The organism is Neobacillus sp. FSL H8-0543 (assembly GCF_038592905.1).
GTDB lineage: Bacteria > Bacillota > Bacilli > Bacillales > Cytobacillaceae > Neobacillus.
The window spans coordinates 1415196-1427152 of record NZ_CP151943.1; the positions used below are offsets into that span (position 1 = coordinate 1415196).

An 11957-nucleotide genomic window follows, 5' to 3' on the forward strand; every position below is an offset into this window, starting at 1 on the left:
CTGACCTCGCTCTTTTGATTTTATGCAGTTGTTGAGAACATGTACTTCTTGTAGTGATAACGAATCGAAAAAATCAAACCTATCCCAAACATATTCCCCATCAATGAACTGCCGCCATAGCTAATAAACGGCAATGGGATCCCAGTAATCGGCAACACGCCAATTGTCATTCCAATATTTTGGAACACGTGGAAGGTAATCATACTGATGACTCCTACGCAAATATACGTATAGAAATTGTTTTTCGTTTCCATACCAACCTTTGTAATATGATAAATCAACAAGAAAAACAAACTAATTAGCACACTTGCACCAATAAATCCAAATTCCTCACCCACAACACTAAAAATAAAATCTGTATGGCTTTCCGGTAAATAGACCTCTCTGTTCCCATACCCTTTTCCATCCGTTTGGCCTGAACCGATTGCTAGCAGGGATCTCGTTAGATGGTAACCGGTCGAGCTTTGAAAATTATAGGGATCAAGCCAGGAGTAAATCCTTCCAAATTGATATTGCTCTACCCCTAAATATTTTTCAAGTAATTCAGGTTTTAACAAGACGAAATAAAAAATCGTCGAGATAAGAGCGATTCCTACGGAAAAAATAGGTATCAGCAGTTTCCATGTAATCCCTGAAATAAAAATCATTCCTAATAAAATAGCTAAAAAGACGAGCGAAGTTCCCAGGTCCTCCCTGATAATCAGCAGTAATGGAACCATCGTTATTATGCCTAGCTTTAGCAGGAGCCAAAAATCAGACTTAACGGTTTTTTCAAGGTTCTTTTGGTGATGGTCTTCAATAGATCTTGCGAGCGCCAAAATAATAAATATTTTTACGAACTCTGATGGCTGTAGCGAACCAATCCCCGGAACCTTAAACCAGTTTTTCGAACCCTTAATTTCTGGTGCGATACTATCGGGTGCAACCATTAATAAAACAAGCATAAAGATTCCAAACCCATAGGCATACCAGGTTAGCTTTTTTAACTGATCGGAGTCCAGTCTAATTACGACTGCGATAATACAGCAGCCAATGATATAGAAGACAATTTGTTTTACAAGGAAGTTGCTGTCATATTGTCCGCTCGCTTGTGCACTAAAAATGGCAACACAGCTAGCGAGAAATAGTAAAATTAAGATAAAAACGAGACTATAATCAAGTTTAGAAGTTGTTTTTTCGTTATTTGATGTCATATGGATTGATTCTCCTTTAATGTATGAACCTAAAAAGGAACATGTACATTCCTTCATTATATTTTTATTAAGGAGAAATCACAACATCTAAACCAGTTATGGATTAATTTACATTTTGGCTGTTAAACTTAGCTGTTGATTGGAGCTCCAGGCACTTCGCTTTCCGCGGGCGTGCCGGGAAGCCTCCTCGGCGCTAAAGCGCCTGTGGGGTCTCCCCCTGCCCCGTACTCCCGCAGGAGTCTCGTGCCTTCCGCTCCAATCAACAGGGGAGCAAAATTATAATGAACTCAATAACATAGCCATCTCTTTTAAAAATATTTACTTTTTATATCGTTGACCATCCATGCCAGGTTATTTGGAGTCTGCGGGATGCCATAGCCGATATAGAGCGGAGTGGTGATGAACCGCGGAACAACTTTCGCAACGATTTTCCGCCCGATATGATAAAAGAATAAATTATAGCTTGAGGCTTTGAATGGGAAATTGTGCAGGATATAATGTACAGCCGTCTGAAGATATTCCCCAAATACTTCCACATAGCCCGAATCATCCATCTCAACATTGAACTCATAAAATCCAACCTTTGGCTTTGTCGATAATGTGAATTTGACCCCTTCTTTTTCTTCAATTGATATCCCTTGAAACACTTCATGTTCCAGGTTTTCTTCATAGTTAATATCATTCAAACCGATAATTTGCATATGCGGGTGTGCAATCGTTCCCCCGGATAACGGTCCGTGGTTTTTAAAAAGAATAACAGATTGATAATTTTCGGTCCTTTCCATTTCTAACCAATGCCTTATTGCAAATCTTAGCAGTTTATGTAAATGGGAGACGTCATAGGTTGATATCTCTGCATGGCAATCATCTGTTTCAATTAATACAGTTTGATAGGTATTCTCCAAAACCGGGTACTTATTTTTCAGGAGAATGATCGGTCCATCCACTTCGATTAACTCTTTTAACTGATCTCGATCGCAAAATGGGCAGGCCTGCTGTTTATTCCTGATACTTTCTGGCTTCAAGACACCAATGGATGTATTGAAGTGTAGATGGTTAGTTTTCAAAAAGGTCGCTCCTCTCCTTTATTCCTACCTCTATTTTATGGCAGAGTCTCATTCTTTTGTACTTTTTTGTTTCCGTATTAGCTGAAAAATCAATTTAAAGCATGAATTGCAGATTCACCTGCATATCTTTATTGTGTACAGGCATATTTTTCATGAGAAGGTGAGGGAGTCTTTTGTTAAGTAAAATAGAAGCATTCATATTAGGGATTATCCAAGGCTTAACCGAGTTTTTACCGATTAGCAGCACAGGGCATTTATATTTAGGAAGGAATTTATTTGATTTACAGGAAGCTGGGCTGCTGCTCGATACCATGCTTCATCTTGGAACACTAATCGCTATCCTAGTTTTTTATAAGCACGAGTTTATTAAAATTATTAAAAATCCGTTTAGCAAGCTAACCTTCCTGCTAATTATCGGAACGATTCCTGCGGTCGTTTTTGGATTGCTATTCAAAGATTATTTCGAGGAAATTTCAACAACTGGGGTAACAATAGGCTGGGAGTTTTTAATTACGGGCGTGTTTTTGTGGATAGCTGATTCTGCTAAAAACGGCTTTAAGAAAATGGATGATATAAGTTATAGGGATGCTCTTATTATCGGTTCGTTTCAAGCTGTGGCGATTTTTCCGGCAATTTCCCGTTCGGGGATGACCATTGTTGCTGCTCTATGGAGAAAGTTGGACCGTGAAACAGCCGCTTATTTTTCCTTCTTATTATCAACACCCGCTATTGCCGGGGCAGTGGTTCTCCAATCCCTTGAGTTAGCTGGCGGCAGCGGAGAAACAATCTCCTTGTCTGCACTGATTGTCGGAATTACTGCTTCAGCAATTTTCGGCTATATTGCAGTGAAATGGATGATTGGCTATTTAAAAAAGCGTTCATTAAAACCGTTTGCGATTTATGTATGGGTGCTGGGTTTTGCAGTATTGTTCTTCCAGTCCACCGGAAAATTTTAAAAAATGCGACTCGAATTCGAGTCGCATTTTTTGTTATTATGCTGTAACTGTTTCTTTTGCCATTTCTTTTGCTGCTTCGACTGCTTGTGCCTTTGCTTTTGCCATAATTTCTGGGATTTGCTTTGGAAAGTGATCCATGCCTTCTGCAAATACAGTATCCATTAATTCGAAGCCTAAAAAGCCAAGTGCTTTTCTTAAGAAACGGTCACCAAATTCAAAATCTACCATTGGTCCTGTGGAGTAAATACCGCCGCGCGTTTGAATATGGATGGCTTTGCGGTTGGTAAGAAGTCCTTTTGGACCTTCCGCTGTATTGGTAAAGGTTTTATTTACAATAAATAAGTTATCAAGGAATGATTTTAAAATGGCTGGTGAGCCAAGGTTCCATATTGGCGTAACAAATACATAATAATCAGCATCGATAAACCGGTCAGCTAGGGCATGCATATTTTTAATTTGTGTTTGCTCTGCCTCTGAAAGCTCGTCAAAGGTTTTTCCCATGAAGGACAATTTAGCACGGGCATATAACATGTCCATATCAATCTCGGGAATATCCATATCGTATAAATGCATATGGTCAATTTCTACATCGGGCTGTTGCTTTTTGAATTCTTCAAGGAAGACCTCACCAATTTGCATCCCTTTTGATAGTTTAATATCATTCTTTGGATTTACTGTAATATAAAGAAGTTTTGACAATCTGATCCCGCCCTCTTTAATAATATTTTTTCATCTATTCATATCTTACATCAAACAAACTTGTTCACAGATGAACAATCAGTGAAATTTATGAAATAACTGTGAACTAACGAAGTTGTTTTTGAACAAAACGTGACGATTCTACACAAAACTCAATGAAACTAAACAAAGTTTAACAAAAGTCACAAGAAAAATTGTATATTTATAGTAACTTAAAAAAAGAAAGAGAAAGGTGGGAATACGTATGGAGGGAAAAGCATACACACCCGATGAGGTCGCTCAGATATTCCAAATCTCTAAACACACGGTTTATGAACTCATTAAGCGAGGTGAACTTCAGGCCTTTAAAGTTGGAAATAAAATGAGAATTGAGCATACGGAGATTGAAAGATTTAAGGAAAATACGAAAGCACCCTCAAAAAAGAACCAAATTGAGCAGCCAGATATTCAAACTTCACAGCCAGTACGACTGTCTGGAAGCCATGACTTTTTAGTTGAGCATTTTGTTAAACAATCAGCAAAGAATTTACAACTTCAGCTGCAACCTACATACATTGGCAGCCTAGAGGGATTAATGATGCTTTATCGCGGTCAAAGCGATATTGCAGCCATTCATTTATTAGACCCTAAATCCCAGGAATACAATCTTCCCTTTATCAATCAGCTGTTTATTTATGAATCTATTTCAGTAGTAAGGTTAGCTTCCAGAGAGCAAGGTTTAATTGTAGCCAAGGGAAATCCAAAAGAAATCGTCGACTTTACTGACCTTGTAAGAAAAGATGTTAAGTTTGTGAATCGTCAGAAAGGTGCAGGAACACGATTTTTATTAGACTCCATGCTTTCGAACCATCGAATAGATCCTGGAAAAATAAACGGATATGAAAATGAGGAATGGAACCACTTATCAACAGCTTCTGCTGTTAGCAGGGGAATCGCAGATGCTGCCTTCGGAATACAATCAGCTGCGAACCATTTGGGACTTGACTTCATCCCGGTTGCAAAGGAACAGTTTGACCTTGTATTCCGCTTCACCAACGAAAACAAACAGACCTTAGTGGATTTAATTAACTACCTGCAGTCCTCAAGCTTTAAAAATAGCTTAACCGATTTAGTTGGCTATGATATTGAAGAATTAGGAAAAATCACCTATAAAACGGAGGAAATCTAATGTTAAAGAATCGTTTTTTTGCTACACTTTTTGTATTCATGGTTCTACTATTATCTGCTTGCGGCAATACCGACAACAAACAAGCTGATGCAAGTGATAAGCAGAAAGAGCCGAAGGCAGAACCTACTGAACTTATCCTTGCAACAACAACCAGTACTCAAGATAGTGGCTTATTAGATGTATTACTACCAATTTTTGAAGAAGAAAATAATGTTAAAGTTAAAACAATTGCCGTTGGTACAGGACAAGCGTTAGAAATGGGAACAAAAGGTGAAGCAGATGTCCTTTTAGTTCATGCTCCAAAGTCAGAGGAAGAACTTGTAACCAGTGGTGATGCCATTAATCGAAAGCGTGTTATGTATAATGATTATATTTTAGTTGGGCCTAATGATAATCCAGCTGGAGTCAGTGGCGAAGATACCAAAGCAGCATTCCAAAAAATCTTCGAAGTAAAAGCGAATTTTATTACTAGAGGCGATGATTCAGGTACACATAAAAAAGAACTAGGAATCTGGACTGCTGCCACTATTGAACCAACAGGCGACACATATATCTCAACTGGTCAAGGGATGGGTGCTTCCTTACAAATTGCGAATGAAAAAGGTGGATATATCTTAACAGACCGTGCGACATGGCTTGCGCAAGAAAAAAACTTAACAAACCTAAAAATCGTCGTTGAAGGCGGTCAAGATTTAATGAATATTTACCATGTCATGCAGGTTAATCCAGAGAAGCACGACATGGTTAACAGCAAGGATGCAGAAAAATTTGTTGAATTTATGGTTGATAGCAAAACACAAGATGTAATCGAAACCTTTGGGAAAGAAGAGTTTGGACAATCATTATTCATCAAATATACTGAATAGGACTAATGCAAGATCGATTTAAAGGGGAAGGCGATGAGATAGGTTGGATCTAATTACTGACGGTCTTAAGAAAGCAATGGAAATGATCCTTACTGGTGACAAAGAGATTTTTGAGATTACGTGGTTAACTCTTAGAGTATGTTTCATGGCCATAGTTATTAGTAGTCTCATCGGACTTCCACTTGGAATGTTTCTTGGCCTTTCAAGATTTAAAGGACGAAAACTACTATTAGTTTTCATCAATATCGGTATGGGCTTACCGCCGGTTGTCGCTGGTCTTTGGATTACGATGCTGTTATGGCGCTCTGGTCCCCTTGGCCATTTACAATTACTCTATTCACCAACGGCGATAGTCATGGCCCAAGTCCTTGTATCCTTGCCTATCGTTACTGGGTTAACCAGTTCCGCTTTCCAGCAAATCAGTGAAAAAATGCTTTTACAAATAAAAGCGCTTGGCGCAACAAAGCTGCAAACTTTTTCAATACTCTTAAAGCAAACCAGGGTAGCTATATTAGCTGCAATTATGGCTGGATTTGGCCGGGTTATTGCAGAGGTGGGTGCCGCGATGATGGTTGGCGGAAATATTCAGGGAGATACGCGCATTCTTACTACTTCCATTGTAATGGAAGTATCAAAGGGGAATTTTGATGTTGCCCTTGCCATCTCCTTCATCCTATTGACAGCAGCCCTTCTGATTACTGCGGCTTTAACACTGTTACAGCAAAGGAAGCGATTATCATGAGTCCAATACTTGAGCTTAAGGATATCACCTATCAGGTACAGGAGAAAACCCTTCTCCGCATTCCAGAATTCCAAATCCAAAGTGGTGAATTTCTAGGAATCATGGGCCCTAATGGCGCAGGTAAAAGCACGTTTTTAAAAGTCATGGCCTTTCTTGAAAGTCGGAGTAATGGAGAGATTCTATATCGTGGGCAAGTCATTCCAAAAGGGAATCCCGCACTTGAATTACGGAGGAAATTCTCTATCGCCTTACAACAGGCGTTGCTTTTAGATGGAACAGTCTTCCAAAATATTGCGGTTGGGTTAAAACTACGAAAAACCCCTAAGAGTGTCATTAAAGAAAAAGTATATCTTTGGATGGATCAGTTTCAGATTAGTCACTTAGCGAAAAAGAACGTTCACTTACTTTCTGGTGGGGAGGCACAAAGGGTAAATTTGGCCAGAGCCATGATTGTTGAACCGGAAATTCTTTTTCTAGATGAACCGTTTTCCGCTCTAGACTTTCCTACGAAAATAAAATTAATGGAAGACTTTAAACATATCATTGAAGCAGCTGGAACGACTACCGCTTTTGTTAGCCATGACTTGATGGAAATTAATTATCTGACCAATCGTCTAGCAATTATCGTGAACGGTGAGGTAAAGCAATGTGGACTGACACAAAGAGTTCTTGAACATCCTAATTCAGCCACCTCCCCCTTTCTTAATGAATGGAAAAAGTTTTATTCACAAAGTAGTTAAAACAGCTCGATTAATCGGGCTGTTTTTTATATGCTGTTCGTTGATTATTGATAGGGAGAAGACTAAAATATAGTTATTAACAGGTTCCTAGAAAGTGGGGAAAAACATGAAATACGCCATTATCACAGGTGCTTCTAGAGGTTTAGGCGAGGCGATCGCCAAAAGACTGCTGCAAGAACAAATAGCTGTTATTTCCGTTTCAAGGACAGAGAACGCGGAAATAAAAAGCTTTGCAATCCAAAAAGGCTTAACCTATAAACATCATTCCTGTAATCTCGCCTTAGAAAATGAGGTCCAGGAAGTATTTTTGGATATTGCTCATCATATTTTCGAAAAAAATCCAGAGGAAATTTATCTTTTTAACAATGCAGGAGTTATTGAGCCCATCCATATTGTCGGAAATCTTGAACAAGCACCTGTAATTCGCAACATTCAAGTAAACTTAATTGCCCCCATCCTGCTCACCAATTTATTTTTTCAAAAAGCGGGGCAGACGGGCACAAAGGTACTTGCGATTAATATTACTTCCGGCGCCGCAAATCGACCAATCGAAGGCTGGAGTGTTTACTGCAGTGCCAAAGCCGGTATTAATATGTTTACGCAAACCGCTGCATTAGAACAAGCAGAGAAGAATTCCAATAATAAAATTATTGCCTTTAGTCCTGGTGTCATGGATACAGATATGCAGGAAACCATTCGTTCTTCCTCTAAAGATGCTTTTAAGGATCTTGAAAGGTTTAAGGATCTTAAGGAAAGTAATAAGCTCTTAAAGGCAGAAGCAGTTGCTGACGCGCTAGTAGACTTAGTCCTTAAAGGGGAATCTGAAAGTGGCAGGGTTTACAGTATCAATGAACTGATTTAGACAAAAAACCCAGATTACTAATCTGGGCTTCTTTTTGTTACCGCTCTTACCTTTTTCGTAGGTCTCGGGCATCATAGACCTCCTTTGGTTACCGCTCTTACTTTTTTTTGAAGGGCTCGGGCATCATAGATGTCCTTTGGTTACCGCTCATATCTTTTTTCGAAGGTCTCGGGCATCATAGATGTCCTTTGGTTACCTCTCTTACCTTTTTCGTAGGTCTCGGGCATCATAGACCTCCTTTGGTTACCGCTCTTACTTTTTTACGAAGGGCTCGGGCATCATAGATCTCCTTTGGTTACCGCTCTTACCTTTTTTCGTAGCTCTCGGGCATCATAGATGTCCTTTGGTTACCGCTCTTACCTTTTTTTGAAGGGCTCGGGCATCATAGACCTCCTTTGGTTACCGCTCTTACTTTTTTACGAAGGTCTCGGGCATCATAGATGTCCTTTGGTTACCGCTCTAACCTTTTTTTGAAGGGCTCGGGCATCATAGATCACCTTTGGTTACCGCTCTTACCTTTTTTTGAAGGGCTCGGGCATCATAGATCACCTTTGATTACCGCTCTTACTTTTTTACGAAGGGCTCGGGCATCATAGATGTCCTTTGGTTACCGCTCTTACCTTTTTTCGTAGCTCTCGGGCATCATAGATGTCCTTTGGTTACCGCTCTTACCTTTTTTTGAAGGGCTCGGGCATCATAGATGTCCTTTGGTTACCGCTCTTACCTTTTTTCGTAGCTCTCGGGCATCATAGATGTCCTTTGGTTACCGCTCTTACCTTTTTTCGAAGGGCTCGGGCATCATAGATGTCCTTTGGTTACCGCTCTAACCTTTTTTGAAGGGCTCGGGCATCATAGACCTTCTTTGGTTACCGCTCTTACCTTTTTTCGAAGGGCTCGGGCATCATAGAGATCTCCTTTGGTTACCGCTCTTACCTTTTTCCAAGGGCTCGGGCATCATAGATGTCCTTTGGTTACCGCTCTAACCTTTTTTTGAAGGGCTCGGGCATCATAGACCTCCTTTGGTTACCGCTCTTACCTTTTTTCGTAGCTCTCGGGCATCATAGATCTCCTTTGGTTACCGCTCTTACCTTTTTTCGAAGGGCTCGGGCATCATAGATGTCCTTTGGTTACCGCTCTTACCTTTTTTCGAAGGGCTCGGGCATCATAGATGTCCTTTGGTTACCGCTCTAACCTTTTTTTGAAGGGCTCGGGCATCATAGACCTCCTTTGGTTACCGCTCTTACCTTTTTTCGAAGGGCTCGGGCATCATAGAGACCTCCTTTGGTTACCGCTCTTACCTTTTTTCGTAGCTCTCGGGCATCATAGACCTCCTTTGGTTACCGCTCTTACTTTTTTACGAGGGCTCGGGCATCATAGATCACCTTTGGTTACCGCTCATCAGGATTTTTGTAGTTTTCAGGCATCTATAAAACAAAAAAAATGAAAGAAGAAGAAATCTCTTCCTTCTGCTCTCATTTTTATTTTCTTCATAACTTTAGTCCTCTAACGGAAACCAAAGAATAAAACTTGTTCCTTTATTCAATCTACTCGTTACTTTAATCGTTCCTTTATGGGCATCCATTAATGCCTTAACAATAGATAGACCAATTCCGACTCCGCCAGTTTTTCGATCGCGGGATTTATCACCGCGGTAGAAACGCTCAAATATATGCGGTAGATCATCCTCTGCCATGCCCGCCCCTTCATCTTGAACCTTGAAACCTACAAATCCCTCCTTTTGGGATGAAACAGAAATGGTTACATTCTTCCCTTCGGGTGTATATTTCAAGGCATTATTCAGGATGTTTGAAAGGATTTGCATCAGACGGTCTTTATCTGCTTCGAAGAATAGTTCCTCAGTAGGTTCTTCAATATGGAGATGAACCCCCTTCTTCTTGAAAGATGGTAAAAACATCTCCCATAAGGCGCTTAGAACATTACCGGCTTCGACCTCTACTTTCTCCAATCTGATCTGCGGATTTTCGGCAGCAAGCAGTTTTTCAAGTTCATTAACTAGCCGTACTAAACGCATTAACTCTTCATGGCTAGATTGCAAACGCTGCTGTGTTGGTTCCCAAATCCCGTCTTGATAGGCTTCAATTTGACTTCTCAAGGTGGCAAGCGGCGTCCGAAGTTCATGAGCCAAATCTCCAGTGAATTGTTTCCTCAACATCTCTCCCTTTGATAGGGTTACTGCAAGATTATTAAAGGAAATCGCAAGATGTTTTACCTCTGTCGGAAGTCCTGATAGAGGAATTCGGATATCCAGATTATGCTGCTGGAGCTGATTGGCTGCAAAAGAAACCTTATTTAAACCAGAAGTTAATTTTTTTGAAAAAATCATACTAAAGAGAATCGATAGCAAGATCGTTAAACAAACCGCCGCATAAATGTATAATTGAATGGTTTGAATAAACTTGTATTCATCATCAATTAAGCCGACTGGATAAATGGCCACTAGTTTGCCGATAATCTTGTTATCTACCCTTAGTGTATAGGAATTAGAATGCCATTCCTCCTCGTCTGGTTCAGGCTCTGCTAACCCTAGACTATTCAACATTCCTCTGATATTCGAGGAATCCATCTGTAGCTGGCCAAAGCGGTCATATAATTGGAAATATAGCTGATCTGTCATCGCGTGCTCATGAAGTAAACCAAACACTGGATCACTTGTAAAATGTCCATGTTTCTTAAAGTCTTTTTCGACCTCGGTAATAATTCTATCAATATTCTTTTCGCGGTTTCGGTCAAGATAATTCTTAAAGCTTTCTTCAAAGCCCCACTGCATAAAAAAGCTTACAAATAAAATTCCAATCATCGAGATGAGCACTAAATAAAAGAGAATCTTAGACCGGAGTGTTTGCAGCATCCAATACCCCTCCAAATTTATAACCCATTCCGAAAACAGTTACGATAAACGACGGCTGTCTTGAATCCAACTCGATTTTTTTACGGAGGTTTTTTATATGGGTATCCACACTGCGTTCGTAGCCCTCATAGTACATTCCTTCATCCTGGATTTTTTCTAAAAGATCCATTCGGCTGTATACTCTGCCAGGATTTAATGCCATATTGGTTAAAAGCTTGTATTCGATTGGTGTTAAGGTAACATCCTGTCCCTTAACGATTACTTCCTTCTTAGATAGATCTATAGCCAAGAGCCTGTCATTGAATTCGATGCGGTCAACCTTTTCGACTTTCTTAACACGTCTAAGTATGGCTTGTACGCGAACGACAACCTCTCTAGGACTAAAGGGCTTCGTTAAATAATCATCTGCCCCAATGACAATACCATTGATGCGATCATCTTCAGCGGACTTGGCTGTCAACATTATGATTGGCACATCTGATTCTTTGCGGACTAAACGGCATACTTCTTCACCGGAAATATCCGGCAGCATTAAATCTAACACGATTAAATCAGGGTTTATATTTTTAGCCTTCTTTAGGGCATCAATTCCATTATCAGCACAGTGAATTTCATAGCCTTCTCTTTCAAGATAGGCTTCGAGGACTTCTAAAATTCTTTTTTCATCATCAACAAGTAGTATTTTCATGGTTTTCACTCCCCTTAGCTTTAATATATCATTTCAGGGGATTACTTTTTTCAACTTCACAAATTCACCACAATTTCTTCATAACATCTTCAATCTTTCTCGATAAG

Annotated in this window: 11 protein-coding genes; 6 read left to right on the forward strand and 5 right to left on the reverse strand. The window is 39.9% G+C overall.

What is annotated here, in order from left to right:
• Positions 1-20: 20 nt before the first annotated feature.
• Positions 21-1193 carry an FtsW/RodA/SpoVE family cell cycle protein gene (locus NSS81_RS07505; protein ID WP_342432886.1) on the reverse strand — a complete coding sequence of 391 codons (1173 nt, stop codon included), beginning with the start codon at positions 1191-1193 and terminating at the stop codon, positions 21-23.
• 308 nt (positions 1194-1501) lie between these two features.
• Positions 1502-2260 (reverse strand): DUF4931 domain-containing protein, encoded by a 759-nt coding sequence (locus tag NSS81_RS07510; protein ID WP_342432887.1) that lies wholly within the window; start codon positions 2258-2260, stop codon positions 1502-1504.
• A 173-nt stretch (positions 2261-2433) separates the two neighbouring features.
• Here NSS81_RS07510 and NSS81_RS07515 point away from each other — a divergent pair, with 173 nt between their 5' ends.
• Complete coding sequence (locus tag NSS81_RS07515) at positions 2434-3216, forward strand: undecaprenyl-diphosphate phosphatase (protein WP_342432888.1); 783 nt, start codon at positions 2434-2436, stop codon at positions 3214-3216.
• A gap of 36 nt (positions 3217-3252) precedes the next feature.
• On the opposite strand, the gene NSS81_RS07520 is transcribed toward NSS81_RS07515, so the two are convergent.
• Positions 3253-3915, reverse strand: a complete 663-nt coding sequence (locus tag NSS81_RS07520) for an NAD(P)H-dependent oxidoreductase (protein WP_342432889.1) — start codon at positions 3913-3915, stop codon at positions 3253-3255.
• A 244-nt stretch (positions 3916-4159) separates the two neighbouring features.
• On the opposite strand from NSS81_RS07520, the gene NSS81_RS07525 reads away from it, so the two are divergent.
• The 5 genes from NSS81_RS07525 to NSS81_RS07545 all read left to right on the forward strand — a co-directional run bounded on the left by NSS81_RS07525 (position 4160) and on the right by NSS81_RS07545 (position 8293).
• Positions 4160-5083 carry a helix-turn-helix transcriptional regulator gene (locus NSS81_RS07525; RefSeq protein ID WP_342432890.1) on the forward strand — a complete coding sequence of 308 codons (924 nt, stop codon included), beginning with the start codon at positions 4160-4162 and terminating at the stop codon, positions 5081-5083.
• A complete protein-coding gene (locus tag NSS81_RS07530) occupies positions 5083-5949 on the forward strand; it encodes a substrate-binding domain-containing protein (RefSeq protein WP_342432891.1) in 867 nt (288 codons plus the stop codon). Before NSS81_RS07525 ends, NSS81_RS07530 begins: the two co-directional genes overlap by 1 nt.
• A 43-nt stretch (positions 5950-5992) precedes the next feature.
• A complete protein-coding gene (locus NSS81_RS07535) occupies positions 5993-6691 on the forward strand; it encodes an ABC transporter permease (protein ID WP_342432892.1) in 699 nt (232 codons plus the stop codon).
• The gene (locus NSS81_RS07540) at positions 6688-7431 is read left to right on the forward strand and encodes an ATP-binding cassette domain-containing protein (RefSeq protein WP_342432893.1); all 744 of its coding nucleotides are present in this window, start codon (positions 6688-6690) and stop codon (positions 7429-7431) included. Before NSS81_RS07535 ends, NSS81_RS07540 begins: the two co-directional genes overlap by 4 nt.
• Positions 7432-7537: 106 nt before the next feature.
• A complete protein-coding gene (locus NSS81_RS07545; RefSeq protein ID WP_342432894.1) occupies positions 7538-8293 on the forward strand; it encodes a (S)-benzoin forming benzil reductase in 756 nt (251 codons plus the stop codon).
• A gap of 1495 nt (positions 8294-9788) precedes the next feature.
• Here NSS81_RS07545 and NSS81_RS07550 read toward each other — a convergent pair.
• Both NSS81_RS07550 and NSS81_RS07555 read right to left on the reverse strand, forming a co-directional pair.
• Positions 9789-11162, reverse strand: a complete 1374-nt coding sequence (locus NSS81_RS07550) for an ATP-binding protein (protein WP_342432895.1) — start codon at positions 11160-11162, stop codon at positions 9789-9791.
• Positions 11140-11850 carry a response regulator transcription factor gene (locus tag NSS81_RS07555; RefSeq protein WP_342432896.1) on the reverse strand — a complete coding sequence of 237 codons (711 nt, stop codon included), beginning with the start codon at positions 11848-11850 and terminating at the stop codon, positions 11140-11142. Before NSS81_RS07555 ends, NSS81_RS07550 begins: the two co-directional genes overlap by 23 nt.
• Between the last annotated feature and the right edge of the window lie 107 nt (positions 11851-11957).